The organism is Ensifer adhaerens (assembly GCF_000697965.2).
GTDB lineage: Bacteria > Pseudomonadota > Alphaproteobacteria > Rhizobiales > Rhizobiaceae > Ensifer > Ensifer adhaerens.
The window spans coordinates 1,923,244-1,940,206 of record NZ_CP015880.1 but is presented as its reverse complement, the minus strand read 5'-3'; the positions used below and the strand labels follow the sequence as shown (position 1 = coordinate 1,940,206).

The following is a 16,963-nucleotide window of genomic DNA, read 5'->3' as shown; positions in this document are numbered from 1 at the left end:
ACATGCGCTGAGGGAACGCGGCCCGGCATGGGTGGGAACGCAGCCTCTATCGACTGCTGCGCGGCATCTCCTCGTCGAAGCGGGTTTTCTCGCGCCCCGGATCATCCTCGAGGATTTTCTCTTCGCGGTCGTCAGGCAGTGCATCGTCCGGATCGACATTGGCTTCGTCGCGGCTCGGAACGGGCGACACGCGACCCTGATCGACCGGCGTCGGATGGTCTCCCGCGGGAAGCTGGTCGACGGGGAGCGGCGGGATCTTACCGATCGGCACTGCGCGTGTTTCGCCAGACGGGGGCACGTCTTCCGGTGTCTCTCGGTCGCGGGATTTCGGGTTTGCCTTGTTCATCGTCGCATCTCCTTGCTGGCGGTTTGCCAGGAATAAGCCGAGGCGAGCGGAAAAGGTTCCGGTCTGGACGTTCAAGATCTCAAGATTGAAGGTGGATCAATGACGGGGCGTGGCCGTGCGGATTGGGGGACATCGCATCCGGCTCCTGTCGTTTTCCAAGTCTTGGTCCGCGATGCAATCGGCATCCCAAGCACGCGCTATCGAGCCAGACATCCTGTCGATGATATCGGGGCGAACTCTGCCGCGTCGCGCGTTTGCAGGGGAGGCGTCTGCTAGGAATCGCTCATTGCGGCAACCCCGCGAAGAGGCAGACAAGCGGAGCGGCCGCGGACCGGCGAGGTCGGAAAAGCCCGGTCTTCTAGAACTTCAACGTCTTCTAGAACTTCAACCGGGCGTCGTCATGTTCGGGAGGGCGGTGCGCGTCCTTGCGACGAAACCCGTAGGCGAGCGCGAGCCCCAGGATTGCGGAGCCGACGACGATGGCGGCGAGTGCGAAGAAATTCTCCATGGCATTTTCCTCCCAAGGGGAAGCTTAACACAGAATGCGCGCAAACAAATGGCGCGGCAGCGAGAATGCGCGTCATGGTTACTCAACGCATGTCGGCCCAAGATGTTCAATCCGATTGGCTTCGGTGCGCGGTGCGTTCGGCCGAGGCTTTGCACGGGAGCGACACTGCGGGCGGGCGATCTGGACAACGTCGAGCCCCGCCAGCTTCGCCGTCTACGAAGCATCAGCGACCTCAATAACCGCCAGCACCGCCGCCGCCCTGACTCATGCCCTGGACGCCTTGCATGCCCTGGTAACTGGGGCTCGGAGCAGGAGTGCTGGTGCGGCTCGCCTGGTCGGTGGTGCAGCCGGCAGCCGCAAGAAGCGCCGCGCAAAGAGCGGCGATCAGGTATTGTCGTGTCATGGGTATCTCCCGTGGTCGTGGGAGCGGCATCAACCGCTTCCGCATCGAAACGGATCAACCATGCCGCCTCCGGCCCCGGATCCGTTGAGGAAGGAGACATGGCGCCAGCGGCCTTGCATGGCGCTCGCGATTGTACCACCGATCGCGCACATGGGCTGGCAAAGAGGCGGGGCGGGGGTAAAGGAAAAAACGAACAAAACGGAAACAAATTTTGGCAAAGGGGCTTGCCAAGCGACCGGAAGCGGGCTAAGGATATTACAGGCTGGCCGTTTCGTCATTGAAGCGGCCTTTTTGATTCCGGCGGATTGGCGCGGCCTTGCCTGGGCGCTGATGCCGATATCCAAAAAAGTCAAATCCGCGCCGGCGCCGGCTGCGACCGCTGAGACGCGGGTGACGACGGCCGCTACGGCGTCACGGCGCTTCGCGATTTTTCGGATCCGAACTTGGGCTTCACGTCTTCGGCGCCCGCATGCTGCTGTCGCAAGATCGCCGCATGTTCTGGTGCGAAAGCCCTAAAGCTGGTCGCGTGGAAAGGGCTCACGCGACAGGCTTTAAGATCTTGTTTTTATGCATGTCGTTGCGGCAATACCGCTGCCCACTTTTACGCGAAAAGCCTTAGGCTTCCTGCTTGGCGATCTTGCCGGTGACGGAGGCGCCGGTCTCATGTCGCGGGCGGGGCTGCCCGATGCTGCGCAGCCAGCGCGAGGCTTCCTTCGGATCGCGCTCGACGCCGAGGCCTCTCTGATAGATGGTCACGAGGCGGGCCTGGGCAGCCGGATGACCCTGGCGGGCGGCCTGGCGGTTCCAATGAAGCGAGGCGGCATAGTGTTCCGCGCCGCCATCGTTGAAATAGATTTCGGCGAGTTTCGCCTGGGCATCGACATTTCCTGACGTCGCCAGTTCAAGCAACCTGGGCGAGATATTCGTTGCGGACGGCCGCGGGGTGAAAATGGTCTTCAACTTGCTGAACGTGTTGCGGATCATCTGGCACCTGTTGCATTCATTGCATGGTTCCCGCGGCTGGACTGCTAGGCTGAAAAACTGCTTAAAATCTTGAACTAATTCGACTTTTCCCTGGCCACTGCCGGTAGAGCAGGAGCGCTTGCGATGCATTGCGCCAGAAGCACCCGATGTGGGGCAACCCGGTGAGCGGTATTGATGACCGAATGCAACCTGAAGTCAAGGTTGCAAGCGTGACATCCGGCGTGACACACGCATTTTTCTGTGATCGGCTGTCACGCTTGCTAGCTTGAACAGCCGCGGCGACACGATGGTGCCTCCCGCAGGCATTGGCGTTCCCAGCTTGGGCGCCGAGACCTTCGGAGATGTCGGCTCGTCGACTTCGGCCAGGGCCGGAGCCGGCCTCGCGAACATGCCAAGCAGTTTCGTCCACAAACGCCGGATCACCTGCGATCGCCTCCAAATCCCGCCGCTACCGGTCGGCTTTGATGGCAGAATGCAACTTTTGGTCAAGCGGCGGCCGATCCAACGTGCGCAGGAGGAGCAATCGCCTCGTGCCCCGGAGCAAATCCCATGACAGTGAAACCCGCAAAGGACCCGAAGACCGGGCGCTTTCTGCCGCGCGCCGGAGGGGATGGGGCCGTCCCCCGGACGCGCACGCGCAAGGCGGTCCGCACCAAGCTCGGCGAACTCTTTCTCGAAGACATGCTTTCGGCCTGGGAGAGCCGAGGGGCGGCCGCGATCCACGCGCTGATCGAGAAGAACCCAAACGACTTCCTGAAGACGATAGCGGCGCTGATGCCGAAGGACGTGACCATCAATCCAAACCAGATGGGCGAGATGACGGATGAACAACTCCTCGAGCGGATCCGCAAGCTCGACCAGACCATCAGGCCTTTCCTTGCTGCTTCGGGAGCGGATGGAACTGACGATGGAGATCGGGCGGCGGCAGAAAACCAATAGGCTCGCCTATTACCGTCCCTATGCGAAACAGACCGAGTTTCATGCGGCGGGGGCCAGCTTTCGCGAGCGGCTGTTCATGGCCGGTAACCAGCTCGGCAAGACGCTTGCCGGCGCCGCGGAAGCGGCGATGCATCTGACAGGCGACTATCCCTCTTGGTGGGCGGGCCGACGGTTCGACCGGCCGATCACGATGATCGGCGGCTCGGAATCGCACGAGCTGACACGCGATGGCGTGCAGCGGCTGCTCGTCGGCCCGCCAATGAGCGAGGAGGACTGGGGCACCGGCTATCTGCCGAAAGCGGCGCTTGTCGGCTGGACACGACGATCGAGCGCTTCCGGCGCGCTCGACAGCGTGACCGTGCGGCACACTTCGGGCGGCACCTCGACGCTGCTCTTGAAGGCTTACGAGCAGGGCCGGGCGAAATGGCAGGCCAACACCGTGGACTATCTCTGGTTCGACGAGGAGCCGCCGGAAGACGTCTATTTCGAAGGCATCACCCGCACCAATGCGACCGGTGGCTCGGTCGCCGTGACGTTTACGCCGCTGAAAGGCATGAGCTCGGTCGTCAGCCGCTATCTGCTGGAACCATCAGACGACCGGACCGTGGTGACGACGACGATCGACGATGCCGAACATTATACGCCGCAGGAGCGCGCGAAGATCATCGCCAGCTACCCCGCGCATGAGAAGGAAGCGCGCACCAAGGGGGTGCCGACGCTCGGGTCGGGAAGAATCTTCCCGGTGACGGAAGAGCAGATCCGGGTCGAGCCATTCGAGGTTCCCAGGCACTGGGTGCAGATCGGCGGGCTCGATTTCGGCTGGGATCACCCCTTTGCCGCAGCGCTCTGCGCCTGGGACCGCGATGCGGATGTCTTTTACGTGACCCGCTGCTACCGCGAGCGCGAGGCGACGCCGATCATCCATGCCGCAAGCCTGAAACCCTGGGGACCCTGGCTGCCCTGGGCCTGGCCGCACGACGGGCTGCAGCACGACAAGGGCTCGGGCGAGCAGCTTGCGGCGCAATATCGCGGGCAGGGGCTCGTGATGCTGCCCGAGCGCGCGACCTTCGACGACGGCACCAACGGTGTCGAGGCGGGGGTCTCCGACATGCTGCAGCGCATGCAGACCGGTCGCTTCAAGGTGTTTTCGACCTGTGGCGACTGGTTCGAGGAGTTCAGGCTCTACCACCGCAAGGACGGCCGGATCGTCAAGGAACGCGACGACGTGATTTCGGCCAGCCGCTACGCGCTGATGATGAAACGCTTTGCCCGGGTGAAGGCGGATAACGCCGCCTGGGCCTTTACCGATCGGAAGGTTCTCTAGCCGCGGTGGTGAAACCTAACGCCAGCGAGGCCCGTCGCGGCCTCGAGGCCCGAACCGCGGGCCGGCGAACGAAAATCGATCAGACCTTCCAGGAGCCTGCTTCCACGACCGTGGAACGGGGCCCGTTGCCTTCAATATCAACAGTAGGAGTCGTCATGGTTACCAGCGTTGTCACCACATCTGGAAACACGACATGCATGGATTTCAGCACGAACCAGTGGCACGGCTACGTTGGCGGTAACACGCCCTATGGCCTGTGGGTGGACGGTCCCTTGCATCCGTGGCGCGACGCCAATGGAACGCCGACCTTCATCACCGGCCATTCCGAAGGGTATCGCTACAACGTCCTCTCCGATTGGCACAACGGCCACACCTGGACCAACTGGAATGCCGGCCGGCACTGGAACTCGCCGCGCGACACCGTTGAAGGGCACTATGCCAACCGCCACTGGATCGTGTCACCGTTCGCGCGCGGCTCTCTGGTCGTCGGCCTGACCCACCACGAATTCTATCAATCGTCGACGACGATCGGCGGGGTCAAAGGCTTCAATTCCCACGCCCACGGCTTCAATACCCGCTGGGTCAACGGCATCGGCTATGTGCGCTCTACCAATGACGGTCAGGCCTGGACAGTCCCCAATCCCGGGGATTTCGGCCAGAACCATCACAATGTGCGCTGCGTGCTGATCCCGGAGCCGTGGTCCTACCAGTCTATCGACACGGCCTATGGCTTCCTGCATCCGTCGAACATCGTGCAAGAGGGCAACTACTATTATGCCTTCATCGAGGTCCGCAATCTGCCGGGCAACACCACGCTGCTCGACAACGGCTTCACCATCATCCGAACATCGAACCTCGACGCGTCGGTCGGCTGGCAGTTCTACAACAACGCCAACCAGTGGGAGACGGTGAACCACCAGTACTACCAGGGCAACATCGCGCCGCAGCAGCCGAAAATCTTCTTCAAGGTGGCGGGCTACAACCCCTACACCATGTATGACCAGAACGGCCGCATGGCGCAGAGCATCCGCTACCACGTGCCCACACAGAAATGGGTTCTGTTCGGCTACACTGGCCTGCAGACGCCCGGCTTCTGCTACTGCGTTTCGGATACGCTCGCCAATCCGCAGTTCGAGGCGAACGGGCACCGTTTGGTGAGCCTTGCCGGCGGCGGCGCCACGAACGAATACCACAGCAACCACTACATCAGCGTCTTCGATCCGAACTCTCAGGATCAGAACTACAAGACGATCCTCGGTGACAGCGCGGTCGTGATAACGGCCGACGAAGGCGTGCGCTACAAGATCGGCACGATCCGGATCACCTGATTTCACAAGCAAAACAACGTGATGACGCTCTTTCGGTCGTTATGAGCCGATTGACGGAACGCTGTGCCCGGGCAGGCCATTCATGCCGCCTGGGCCTTTACCGATCGGAAGGTTCTCCAGATGGCAGCGATGACGAAACCGGAACTGACGGAGCTCGTGGGCCAGCTCGTCAGGGATTGCGAGGATTATCGCGACCAGCTTTCCGCGGCGCGTATCAGGGCGATGGAATATTACGACGGCGTGATGGCCGACGTGCCGGCGGAAGCAAACCGCTCCAAGGTGGTTTCGCGCGATGTGCGGGCGGCGGTGAAGAAGGTGCTGCCTTCGCTCATCCGCACCGTGCTCGGCAATGACAAGGTGGTGGAATACCAGCCGGTCAACCAGGGCGACGAGGCCGGCGCCGAGCAGGCGACCGACTATATCAACTACATCGTCTTTCCCGAAAGCGACGGCTACGACGCGGTGCAGGATGCCGCGCACGACGCGCTGAAGCTCGGCAACGGGGTGATCCGCTGGTGGTACGAGAAGAGAAAAAGCGTCGAGGTTTCGACCCATAGCGGGCTCGACGAGGCAGCCCTGGTGCAGCTCATTGCCGACGACACGGTGGAGGTGCTGGAACAGGCGCAATCGGTCGAGCGGATCGAGCTGCCGACGGGATCTGTCGAGCAGCCGGTCTTTGCCGTGAAGATCCGCCGCACGGCGGAGCGCGGGGCGACAAGGCTGGCCGCCGTGCCGCTCGAAGAATTCCTCGTTCATCCGGACGCGATCGCGATCGACGACAGCCCGATTGCCGGGATCAAGCGGCGGATGCGCCGCTCCGATCTGATCGCCATGGGCTATGACCGTGATCTCGTCGAAGGCTTTGCCCTTGCCGGCAATACCGACGGCGAGGACGAGGAATTTGCCCGAAGGCGTGGCATCTTCGGCGATGGCGAGGAGACGGCAAAGGCGCTGCAGGAGGTCGACTACTACGAGCTCTATGTGAAGGTGGATGCGGACGATGACGGCATTGCGGAGCTGCGCCGCCTGATCTTTGCCGGCGGCACCGGGGCCGACAACCTGCTTGAGGATGCGGAATGGGACGAGGTGCCTTTTGCCGATCTCATCACCGAGCGGCGGCCGCACCAGCGCGAGGGCAATGCGATCACCGACGACATGGCGGAGATCCAGCGGGTGAAGACCGTGCTCCTGCGCCAGACGCTCGACAATCTCTACTGGCAGAACAACCAGCAGCCGATTGTGCAGGAAGGGATGATCCAGAACCCGGAGTCGGTGCTGAACCCAAAATTCGGCCAGCCGATCCGCGTCGGCCAGGGCGTCGATGTGCGCGGCGCCGTCGGCTATACGGCGGTGCCGTTCGTGGCGCGCGAATCCTTCTCCATGCTCGGCTATCTCGACCAGGAGGCGACTGACCGGACCGGGATTTCCGATGCGTCGAGCGGCATGGCGCCGGATGCGCTGCAGAACATGACGGCGAAGGCGACCGCACTCGTCGAACAGGCGGGCATCGGCCAGACGGAACTGATGGTGCGCACCTTTGCGCAGGGGCTGAGGCGGGTGTTCAAGGGGGTGCTCGGGCTTACCATCAAGCATCAGGACCGGCCGCGGGCGGTGCGTCTGCGCGGCAAATGGGTGACCTTCGACCCGCGCCACTGGAACGCCGGCATGGATGCGACCGTCAACACCGGGCTCGGTGCGGGCACCCGCGAGCGCGACATGCTGATGATCCAGATGATCCAGCAATTGCAGGAAAAGCTGCTGACGACGCTCGGGCCGGACAACCCTTACGTCTCGCCCGACAACCTCTACAACGGCATTGCCAAGACCGTGGAGGCGGCGGGGCTGAAATCGCCTGACCTCTACTTCACCAAGCCGACGCCCGAGGACATCCAGAGGCGGATGGTGGACATTACTTCACTGGTGGCATCATCGGCGTAGGCGCGACGTTTTCAAGCAACGTGTCGGCACTCAATTTCGTTGCTTCGGGGGGGGGCGGCGGCGCAATGTACATCTTGTCCAACAGCGATAGAGTGCTTGCATTCCAGTCGGCAGCGTCGGTAACTCGCGGCACGATCGTTTCGAGCCAAGCGAACGCTGCGATGCAGATCGGCGTGTGGAACACTTCCGGTGTGTTTCAGCAGCTGGCGAGTTGGCACGAAACTGGTCTTTATTCGTGGTCTGGCCACATCGCACGACTTGGAGGCAACGGATCATCCGGCGAAATCCAACTGCTCACCAACAACAACGGTCACAGCTATCGTATGATTGGGGTGAACGACGGCGGCTTGTATATTCAACGGTCCAGCGACCGTTTCGTATCAAATGCACCGACGCTGCTTTCTTGGAGCGGGATCAGTGAAGCTACGTTCCCGAGCAACGTATATGCCCCTCGGTTTATAGCAACCGCGAATGGTGATGGCCAAGCCATCAAGGTCGGCGACGATGTGTGGCTCGGTGACATCAACCAAGCAGACACACTCTCCGTTCGCGGTCAGACCAACTTGGCCAACGGTTGGATACAGTTCGGCTATGGAGGCAACAAGCTCGGCGTCAACGGCTCCGTCGGCGATCGTCTATACTGGGGCGGTGGCTTCTTTATCCAGTCGGACGGCAATATGTACATGCCAATGTGGGGGGACTATCTCGGCAACGTCGTGAACGGTAAGGCCGGCATCTACACCGGCTCAAACCGCGATGAAACCAATTTCCCAATCGGACATACCATCCTGGTCGAAACGGGTAATGGGGACATCAAAGAGAGGAATTCCGCCCATGCGATTTATCTTAGTTCCAGTTACGGCTACGCCTTTGGCGGGGCTGGGGCGCAACTTGCTGGAACTTGGCGTGCTCGAGGCGGCTACGATTCGCCCGGGTCGGGTGCATGGACCTATTGCTTCGTGAGGACGGCATAATGACATCGATGTCACTTAATATGGTTTATGCCGTTCGAGCTACTCAAGAGGCTGACGTCTACAACATCCGTTGCAACATCACGGATTATCTCGGCGCGTCCTACGACACCGACTACTGCAGTCGTCCGGATGACACCGTCGGCGTCAATCCCCTGATCCGCCAGTGGTTGCTCGATAATCCCGGCTTCCAGATCGAGCCATACATCCCCCCCGATCCGCCGACGGAAGACGAATTGCGGCAGCGGATGCCCAGTCTGACCGCCCGCCAATTCCGCCTGGGACTGGTGAATGCCGACATCTCGCCGTCGACCGTGACCGCAGCGATCGCGGGGATGCCCGTTGGCTCGGATCAGGACAAGGCTCAGATCGAGTGGGAGTATGCAACCACGTTCAACCGGTTGCACCCGCTGATCGGGACGGTTGGTACGGCGCTTGGTCTTTCTGACACCCAGATCGATGCCCTGTGGGTGGCGGCCGCCGCGCTTTAACCGGAAAATCTCCAAAAGGTGAATCCATGAACAGAGCAGCGTTTTACGCGGCCCTGCGCGATCCCGCGTCGGGTGTATTCAAGTCCTATTCTGCAAAGCAGTTTGAAAGCCTGGACGCGGTCGTCCTGGAGGGGCGCCGGCGTGCGGTAGGCCTCTGCCATCTGGCCGCAATTCTCGCCGAGGTCCATCACGAAACCGGCGGCACAATGCGGCCGGTCGAGGAGAATCTGAACTACTCGGCAAGGCGGCTCATGCAAGTATGGCCGGCGCGATTTCCGACGCTTGCTAGCGCGGAACCCTACGCGGGCAATCCGCGCAAGCTTGCGAACCGGGTCTATGGCGGGCGGCTTGGCAATGTCGAAGACGACGACGGGTGGGTCTTTCGCGGGCGAGGGCTGGCGCAAATTACCGGTCGCGCGAACTATGGCAAGTTTGGTCTGGTGGAGATGCCGGATCGTGCCTGTGATCCGGCGACGGCCATTCGCATTCTTTTCGACGGCATGGTGCACGGGCTTTTCACGGGCAAGCGACTGACTGATTTCGACACGGACGATAGCCGTTCGGCGGCGGCGACCGGCTATCGTTATGCCGCCTCACGCGCGATTATCAACGGCGATATCAGGCAGAACGGGCCGAAGATCGAGGCCTACGGCCGCGCCTTCGAGGCGGCGCTGCGTGCGGCCGGATATGGTCGCGAGAGCGCTTCGGCCGATCCCTCCGTTGTTGTCGTGCTGCGGCCAGGCTCGGTCGAAAGGGCGCCCGACATGGAAAGCGTCAACGCTTCGCACGGGGCCAAATTCAATCGCCTGCGCCGTCTCATTGAGGCGGTTGCCGGGTTTCTTGCGCGGTGGACGAAATGAGTGCTGTCGTCATCCGTATCCTGCTGCGCTACGGCGCGGGGCTGCTCGTGGCTAAAGGGCTGCTGGCGCCGGAGGCGGGGCTGGTGCTTGCCGATGATCCCGACGTGCAGATGCTGATGGAGGTGGGTATCGGCCTTGGTGCGGGCATTCTCTCGGAGTGCTGGTACGTGCTGGCGCGACGCCTTGGTTGGGCGAAATGATGTTTGCCTGGCCGAAGCTTCTCATCGCCGGCCTCATCGTCTCGGGTCTCGTCTGGCTCATTCATGAAATCCGCGCAGACGGCGCACGATCCTACGCCAATGCCATCGAAAGGCAGAACAATGACGCTCATAGCCGCGCTCGTGGGAAGCGCCTTGATTACGATTCCTGCCTTGATGCTGGCAGGGTGTGGGACTTCGCGTCCGGCCAGTGCTCCCGGGCTGCGCGCCGTGGTCGGAACTGATCTTGTCGGCGCGCGCGGAGCATCGCCAGCGGATCAGCGCCGGATCGATCGCACGGTCGTCGGCCTTTGTGCCGCGGATATCTGGACGAAGGCCGAATGCGCGAAGCACGGGGGAGGCCATCATGTCGCTGGCTGAAATCGATATCGTTGTTCATCGCCAGTTGGGAGAACTGGTTGCCGGCATGCGCGGCCTGCAGGAGTCCATTCATCGGATCGAGGATGGCGCGAGGCGGGCGGAGGATAAATCTGCCGCCAGTCAAGCCAGCGTTCACCGGCGCATGGATGAACTCGCTGAGCGGGTCAACGAACTGGAAGCGTCGGCTTCCGCTATCGGTGCCGAAATCTCCGATATGAAGCCGGTGACCGATGACGTCAGGCGGTGGAAGCTCATGGGTATTGGCGCACTAGGAGTGACGGGAATTGCTGCGATGGCTCTCGGTGTCAGTTTTGCCGAAGCGATCCGGCGGATCGTGTTCGTGATTGCCGGAAGAGCCTAGCGCTCAGGGCTGCTTGACCTACGTCTTTTAATCAAAGCGCCGCGCACCCGAAAGGGTGCGCGGCGCTTTTTGCGTTTGGTGCTCTAAAGGGTTTCGCCCGTCGATGATCACACGGCCGGTATCGGATTTGCCGGAGCGCCCAAAGTGCGGACGCTCTCCGAAACCGAGAAGCGAAGGCGATACTCCTTCGGTGAGAGACCCAGGATCTTGCGGAAGATCTTGCGATAGGCGTTGGTGTCGTCATAGCCGCTTTGCCAGGCAACCTGCTCGATCGAGAGATGTGAGCGCTCCAGCAGATCGCGGGATTTGGCGATCCGTAGCCGCTGGCAATATTCGGTCGGGTTGAAGCCGGTCGCCTTCTGGAAACGGCGCAGGAAGGTGCGGTCGCCGAGACCGGCGCGGTCGGCCATCATCTGCAGCGTCACGCCCTTGGTGTTGGCGCCGTGCAGCCAGTGCTGGATCTTCAGGATGATCGTGTCGCCGTGATCGAGCTTCGGGGCGAAGACGCTGTAATAGCTCTGCTCGCGCGCGCCGGGGTCGATGATCATGTAGCGTGCGGTTGCCAGCATGACGTCGGTTCCGAGGAACCGGTCGACGAGTTTCAGGCCGAGGTCGATCCAGGCCATCATGCCGCCGGCGGTGATGATGTCGCCTTCGTCGATCAGCAGCCTGTCGGTGTCGACGCGGATGTCGCTGTAGCGGTTGGAGATCAGGTCCTGATGCGACCAATGGGTGGTGATGGTGCGACCGGTGGCGAGGCCGGACTCTGCCAGCAGATAGGCGCCGCCGCAGACGGAGCAGATCGTCGCGCCGCGTTGATGCTGTTCGCGCACGAAGGCGGGCAGGGCACCGATGCGATCGCCGACCGGCAGATCGGAGAGCGTCGGCGGCAGGATCAGGGCCACAAGGCCCGAGGAGGGGCCTTCGTGGGTGTCGCGCGATTTCGACACCGAGCCATCTTCCTGAAGTTTCCAGTGGCTGATGCGGATTTGCGGCGCGTCTCTGCCGCTTTGCTCCACCGACTGCATGCTCGCCACCTGGAACATGTCGGTCAGCCCATGGATCGCCGACATCAGGGCGCGGGGATAGACGACGATGCCGATCTCCGCCGGCTCGTTTTCGGGTCGTTTTGTCACTTCTGCCCCCATCGTTGTCAGCTTTGCCGGTCGAGAGGTTAGGCCCACCGATTTATCAATTCAACCATCGCTTCCGCCGAATGGAAGCCCGAGCAACAGAGATCAAAGAGGTGAGGACAATGACACAGGCAAAAGCAGTTTCCGCAAGCGTTTCCAACGGCATCTCCCGCCGCACGGTTCTCTCGGCCGCCTTTGGCGCTGCCGCGACGGTAGCCGCGGTCAATGCCATGAACACGCCGGCCAAGGCCGCATCCAACACCGCAACAACCGCCGGCGCGTCCGGCACTAAGGGAGCAAACACCATGGGCAGCCGCATCATCACCCGCGATGGCGTCGAGATCTATTACAAGGACTGGGGTCCGAAGGATGGCCCGGTCGTCGTGCTCAGCCACGGCTGGCCGCTGTCGTCAGACAGCTGGGAAGCGCAGGCCTTCCACCTTGCCGCCAACGGCTTCCGCGTCGTCACCCATGACCGCCGCGGCCACGGCCGCTCGTCGCAGCCCTGGGACGGCAACGACATGGACCACTATGCCGACGACCTCGCGGATCTGATCAACGCGCTCGATCTGAAGGGGATCTTCCTTGCCGGGTTTTCGACTGGCGGCGGTGAGATCAGCCGCTATATCGGCCGCCACGGCACCAGCCGGATCGCCAGGGCCGGTTTGATCTCGGCCGTGCCGCCGCTGATGGTCAAGACCGACAAGAACCCCGGCGGCCTGCCGAAGGAAGTCTTCGATGGCCTGCAGGCGGCAAGCCTGAAGGATCGCTCGAAGCTCTACCGCGACATCGCGTCCGGTCCGTTCTTCGGCTTCAACCGCCCGGGCGCGGTCGCCTCTCAGGGCATGATCGACAGCTTCTGGCTGCAGGGCATGATGGGGGGACACAAGAACACCTATGACTCGATCGTCGCCTTCTCGCAGACCGACTTTACCGAGGACCTGAAGAAGTTCGACGTGCCGACGCTGATCATCCATGGCGACGACGACCAGATCGTGCCGATCGATGCGGCTGCACGGGCCTCGAAGACGCTGGTGCCGCATGCGGAGCTCAAGGTCTATGCCGGCGCACCGCACGGCATCACCGACACCCACAAGGACCAGCTCAACGCCGACCTGCTCGCCTTCGCCAAGGCCTGATGGTTGTTCGCCGGTGCCACCTCACAGGTGGCGCCGGCACCCTATGTCAAACGCTTCAGCCAAGGATCAGAGCCATGACCTCTTCCCACAATCCCACCGACGTCTCCGGCCCCGGCCGTCGTGAATTCCTTGCAGGCACCAGTGCGCTTGCAGCCTCCGCCCTGCTGCCGAAAGGTGCCTATGCCGCAGATATCAAACGTTTCCGGCATGGCGGCTTCGATATTTCCGTCGTCAGCGACGGCTTCATCATGCTGCCGGTCAGCATCGTGCTGCCGGATGCAACGGCGGAAGAGCGGCCGGAGATCATGCGCCGGCTTGGCGGCACTCCCGAAAAGGCGCCGTTTCACACCAATATTCCGGTCATTCGCACTGGCGACGATCTGATCGTGGTCGACGACGGCTCGGGCACACGTTTCCAGGAGAGCGCCGGCAAGCTTCACGCCAATCTGCTTGCGGCCGGCATCGACCCGAGTGCGGTGACGAAGGTGGTGCTGACGCATGCCCATCCTGACCATGCGGGCGGCACCGTTGGCGCCGACGGCACGCTCGCCTTTCCGAATGCGCAGTACTTCGTTTCGGAGGGGGAATGGCGGTTCTGGACCGATCCCAACTTCGAAAAGACCATGCCGCAGGTGCTTCATGGCTTTGCCAAGGGTGCGCAGCGCGATCTCTTTGCGGTCAAGGACCGGCTGACCCTGGTGAAGCCCGGCGACGAAATCGTCAGCGGCATGCAGGTGCTCGACACGCGGGGCCACACACCCGGTCATATCTCGCTTCAGCTTTCCGGCGGTGACGGCGCCGGACATGAGGGCTTGGTGATCACGGGCGATGCGGTCACCAGCAACATCGTCTTCTTTGAGCACCCCGACTGGCATTTCGGCTTCGACACGGATGCGGAGCTGGCCTTGAAGAACCGCAAGGCCCTGATCGACCGGGCCGCGTCGGAGCGGCTGGCGCTGCTTGGCTATCATTGGGCCTATCCGGGGATCGGGCGGGCGGAGCGCAACGGGGCGGCCTATCGCTTCGTGGCGGCGGGGTGACCGCCTGGAGCCGGCAATCACTAGGACAGTTGACGGGCGCGCCTCCTGCGGGGCGCGCCCGTTTCTCTGCATTCAGAGAGCCAGTTCGCTGTCCTTGATATCGCTGATCGGCGCAAGGAACGGCAGGTCGAACGGACGCAGAGCGGTGCGTTTCGCGGTGAGCTGTGGCCAGTCGGGATTGACGAGCGCGCCGCGGCCAAGCGCGATCATGTCGGCACCGGCTTCCATCACCTCCTCGGCGCGGTCAAGATCGTGCAGGCTGCCGTTGGCGATGATGAACAGGCGCGGCGCGTGGCGGCGGGCGAGGGAAACGAGCGAGGCGTCGCCGCCCTCGAAGGCCGGCTTCCAGGCTTCGAACTCGGTCACGTGCACGAAGTCTGCCGGGCTTTCGGCGAGCGCCTCGAACACGCGGGCTGCACCTTGTTCGCGTTCTGCCCATTTGTGCCTGAAGTCGTTGACCTTACTCTGGGAGAGCCGCAGCCCCAACGGGACGTCGGGGCCGATCGCCACGCGCACTGCCTTCAGCACTTCGAGTGACAGGCCGAGCCGCTCAACGATATCTCCACCCCAGCGATCCGCCCGCCGGTTCGAAAAGTCCGTGAAGAACTGATCGAGCAGATAGCCGTTGGCGCCGTGGATCTCGATGCCGTCGAAACCGGCAACCTCGATTGCAAGCCGGGCGGCACAGGCGAAGCCTTCGATCGCCTCGGCGATTTCGGCATCGCTGATCTCGCGCGGCAGGGCATAGGGGCCGTCGCCGTGATAACCGGTCAACTGGCTGCCCTTCGGCCGGACGGCGGAGGGGCCTACCGTCTCGGGCCTGTGCGGGTTACCCTGCGCCAGCGCGCCGCCATGCATGAGCTGCGCGAAGATGCGCCCGCCTTCCGCATGAACGGCCTCGACGATCGGTCGCCAGGCGAGAGCCTGTTCCCGATCGGTCAGGCCCGGCTGGTCCTTGTAGGTTTGGGAATAGGCCTTGTCGGTGTAGATGCCCTCGGTCGTGATCAGGCTGAAGCCGCCGCGGGCGAAGCGCTGGTAATAGTGCTGCATGCGCTCGCCGGGCGCGCCGGCCGCCGTGGCGCTGATGCGGGTCATCGGCGCCACGGACAGGCGATTGGCGAAATCAAGCCCCTTGAGACGGGTGCCGGTGAAGGCGGGGGACGCGATGCCAAACGGTGCGTTCATGTCACTTGCCTCCATCGAGCGCGATCGCTTCGATCTCGATCAGCGCGTCTGGCGAATAGAGCGAGGAGACCTCGATGATGCTGTCGGCGGGATAGGGGGCGGAAAACCACGTGCGGCGCAGCTCGATGATCTTGGCGAAATTCTCCATGGAGCGCAGGAAGATCGTGACCTTGACGATCTTGTCTAACCCAGAGTCCGCCGCCTTGAGCGCCCGCTCGAGATTGCGGAACGCCTGTTCGGCCTGGCGGTCGAAGTCACCGACGCCGACGAGCTTGCCGTCGTCGCCGATTGCCGCCTGACCGGAGACGAAGACGAAGCCATTGGCCTTGATCGCCTGGGAAAGCAGGAAGGGCGCGTAGGGATCCGGCTGGGTGACGACCTGTTCGAGAGACATAAGATGTCCTTTCATGCTTTAGATTTTCTCAGCTTGGCGCTGTTGCCTTCACTGTTGATCTCAATATGCTGGGCCATTCGGCGGCTGACAAAGAGTGATTTCTCAGCCGACAGATGAGCTGAGTTCATCCATTGAGGAAATCATGAGGAAGTTGCCGCCGCTCGGCGCACTCAGGGTCTTTGAAGCGGCCGCCCGGCGGATGAGCTTCAAGCTGGCGGCCGAGGAACTGAACGTCTCGGCCACTGCCGTCAGCCACCAGATCCGCCAGCTGGAGGAGATGCTGGAGACCAAGCTCTTCGAACGAGGGACGCGGCAGGTCCGGCTGACCACTGCGGGACAGGTGCTCTTTCCGGTGCTGCGTGATGGCCTCGACCGTTTCGAGCAGGCGATCGCCGACATGCGCCGGCAGGAGGCGAGCAAGGTGGCGCGGTTGACGTCCACCGTCGCCTTCGTCGCCAAGCGCCTGGCGCCGCTTGCCGGTTCCTTCCGCGAAGCCTATCCCGAGTGGACGCTGAGGCTGGACGCCTCCCACCGGATGGTCGATCTGGAGGTGGATGCGGATGCTGCGATCCGCCTTGGCGGCGGTGATTATCCGGGCCTCGTCACCGAACCGCTGTTCGCCGATCGTTTCGCCCCGGTTTGCGTGCCGCGACTGGCGCCGGCCAGTGCCGCGGACCTCAAGCACGCGACGCTCATCCACTACGATTGGGGCACGCTGCGCCGCCACGATGCGCGCGCGCCGGTCTGGCGGCAATGGCTGGAACGGGCTGGCGCCACCGATGTCGAGGCCGGCGCGGGGCTTTCCTTTACCGACGAGATCCATGCCGTGCAGTCGGCCATCGCCGGGCAGGGAATTGCCCTCTTGAGCCTCACGCTGGTCGCCGAGGAGCTTGCCTCCGGCATTCTCGTCCAGCCGTTCGACCTGACGCTGGAAAGCGACCGATACGACCTGGTCTACAGTCCGCGCATGGCGGACCGGCCAGCGACCCGCGTGCTTCGCGATTGGGTGCACGCGCAGTTCAGCGGCGATGCCTGATCTGT

The 16,963-nt window shown here is 62.7% G+C and carries 20 protein-coding genes; 13 read left to right on the top strand and 7 right to left on the bottom strand.

Features of this window, described 5'->3' with window-relative positions:
• Nucleotides 1-46: 46 nt before the first annotated feature.
• From FA04_RS09285 to FA04_RS09280, 4 genes are all read right to left on the bottom strand, one after another.
• Nucleotides 47-346, bottom strand: a complete 300-nt coding sequence (locus FA04_RS09285; RefSeq protein ID WP_090425664.1) for a hypothetical protein — start codon at nucleotides 344-346, stop codon at nucleotides 47-49.
• A 376-nt stretch (nucleotides 347-722) separates the two neighbouring features.
• Entirely contained in the window at nucleotides 723-854 is a 132-nt protein-coding gene (locus FA04_RS36375; RefSeq protein ID WP_255380915.1) for a hypothetical protein, read from the bottom strand.
• A 232-nt stretch (nucleotides 855-1,086) separates the two neighbouring features.
• Complete coding sequence (locus FA04_RS35085) at nucleotides 1,087-1,257, bottom strand: hypothetical protein (RefSeq protein WP_156400691.1); 171 nt, start codon at nucleotides 1,255-1,257, stop codon at nucleotides 1,087-1,089.
• Nucleotides 1,258-1,872: 615 nt separating this feature from the next.
• Entirely contained in the window at nucleotides 1,873-2,241 is a 369-nt protein-coding gene (locus tag FA04_RS09280) for a tetratricopeptide repeat protein (protein WP_051659282.1), read from the bottom strand.
• Between the two features lie 549 nt (nucleotides 2,242-2,790).
• Here FA04_RS09280 and FA04_RS34260 point away from each other — a divergent pair.
• From FA04_RS34260 to FA04_RS09230, 10 genes are all read left to right on the top strand, one after another.
• Nucleotides 2,791-3,180, top strand: a complete 390-nt coding sequence (locus FA04_RS34260; RefSeq protein WP_143106225.1) for a hypothetical protein — start codon at nucleotides 2,791-2,793, stop codon at nucleotides 3,178-3,180.
• Nucleotides 3,065-4,504, top strand: a complete 1,440-nt coding sequence (locus FA04_RS09270) for a terminase large subunit domain-containing protein (RefSeq protein WP_034793483.1) — start codon at nucleotides 3,065-3,067, stop codon at nucleotides 4,502-4,504. Before FA04_RS34260 ends, FA04_RS09270 begins: the two co-directional genes overlap by 116 nt.
• Nucleotides 4,505-4,701: 197 nt before the next feature.
• A complete protein-coding gene (locus FA04_RS09265) occupies nucleotides 4,702-5,832 on the top strand; it encodes a hypothetical protein (RefSeq protein WP_034793485.1) in 1,131 nt (376 codons plus the stop codon).
• 120 nt (nucleotides 5,833-5,952) lie between these two features.
• Nucleotides 5,953-7,770, top strand: coding sequence for a portal protein (locus tag FA04_RS09260; protein WP_234798744.1), 1,818 nt, complete (start codon nucleotides 5,953-5,955; stop codon nucleotides 7,768-7,770).
• Nucleotides 7,771-7,835: 65 nt separating this feature from the next.
• Nucleotides 7,836-8,744 (top strand): hypothetical protein, encoded by a 909-nt coding sequence (locus FA04_RS09255; RefSeq protein WP_034793487.1) that lies wholly within the window; start codon nucleotides 7,836-7,838, stop codon nucleotides 8,742-8,744.
• On the top strand, nucleotides 8,744-9,232 hold the full coding sequence (locus FA04_RS09250; RefSeq protein WP_034793497.1) for a hypothetical protein: 489 nt from the start codon (nucleotides 8,744-8,746) through the stop codon (nucleotides 9,230-9,232). The genes FA04_RS09255 and FA04_RS09250 overlap by 1 nt, the downstream gene beginning before the upstream one ends.
• Complete coding sequence (locus FA04_RS09245; protein WP_177235700.1) at nucleotides 9,208-10,092, top strand: hypothetical protein; 885 nt, start codon at nucleotides 9,208-9,210, stop codon at nucleotides 10,090-10,092. The genes FA04_RS09250 and FA04_RS09245 overlap by 25 nt, the downstream gene beginning before the upstream one ends.
• Nucleotides 10,089-10,292, top strand: a complete 204-nt coding sequence (locus FA04_RS09240; RefSeq protein WP_034793500.1) for a hypothetical protein — start codon at nucleotides 10,089-10,091, stop codon at nucleotides 10,290-10,292. The genes FA04_RS09245 and FA04_RS09240 overlap by 4 nt, the downstream gene beginning before the upstream one ends.
• Before the next feature lie 120 nt (nucleotides 10,293-10,412).
• Complete coding sequence (locus FA04_RS35850; RefSeq protein ID WP_082572756.1) at nucleotides 10,413-10,670, top strand: hypothetical protein; 258 nt, start codon at nucleotides 10,413-10,415, stop codon at nucleotides 10,668-10,670.
• Nucleotides 10,657-11,031 (top strand): DUF1515 family protein, encoded by a 375-nt coding sequence (locus tag FA04_RS09230; RefSeq protein ID WP_034793518.1) that lies wholly within the window; start codon nucleotides 10,657-10,659, stop codon nucleotides 11,029-11,031. The genes FA04_RS35850 and FA04_RS09230 overlap by 14 nt, the downstream gene beginning before the upstream one ends.
• A gap of 107 nt (nucleotides 11,032-11,138) precedes the next feature.
• On the opposite strand, the gene FA04_RS09225 is transcribed toward FA04_RS09230, so the two are convergent.
• Entirely contained in the window at nucleotides 11,139-12,167 is a 1,029-nt protein-coding gene (locus tag FA04_RS09225; protein ID WP_034793840.1) for a GlxA family transcriptional regulator, read from the bottom strand.
• Between the two features lie 119 nt (nucleotides 12,168-12,286).
• Between FA04_RS09225 and FA04_RS09220 the strand changes: the two genes are divergently transcribed.
• Together FA04_RS09220 and FA04_RS09215 are read left to right on the top strand one after the other, a co-directional pair.
• Nucleotides 12,287-13,303 (top strand): alpha/beta fold hydrolase, encoded by a 1,017-nt coding sequence (locus tag FA04_RS09220; protein ID WP_064816999.1) that lies wholly within the window; start codon nucleotides 12,287-12,289, stop codon nucleotides 13,301-13,303.
• 74 nt (nucleotides 13,304-13,377) lie between these two features.
• Nucleotides 13,378-14,343: an MBL fold metallo-hydrolase gene (locus tag FA04_RS09215; protein ID WP_034788060.1), complete on the top strand. Its 966-nt coding sequence runs from the start codon at nucleotides 13,378-13,380 to the stop codon at nucleotides 14,341-14,343.
• A 72-nt stretch (nucleotides 14,344-14,415) separates the two neighbouring features.
• On the opposite strand, the gene FA04_RS09210 is transcribed toward FA04_RS09215, so the two are convergent.
• Entirely contained in the window at nucleotides 14,416-15,528 is a 1,113-nt protein-coding gene (locus FA04_RS09210) for an NADH:flavin oxidoreductase (protein WP_034788062.1), read from the bottom strand.
• Nucleotide 15,529: 1 nt separating this feature from the next.
• Nucleotides 15,530-15,922 (bottom strand): RidA family protein, encoded by a 393-nt coding sequence (locus FA04_RS09205; RefSeq protein WP_034788065.1) that lies wholly within the window; start codon nucleotides 15,920-15,922, stop codon nucleotides 15,530-15,532.
• A gap of 142 nt (nucleotides 15,923-16,064) precedes the next feature.
• Between FA04_RS09205 and FA04_RS09200 the strand changes: the two genes are divergently transcribed.
• Nucleotides 16,065-16,958: a LysR substrate-binding domain-containing protein gene (locus tag FA04_RS09200; RefSeq protein ID WP_034788068.1), complete on the top strand. Its 894-nt coding sequence runs from the start codon at nucleotides 16,065-16,067 to the stop codon at nucleotides 16,956-16,958.
• The last annotated feature ends 5 nt before the right edge of the window (nucleotides 16,959-16,963 follow it).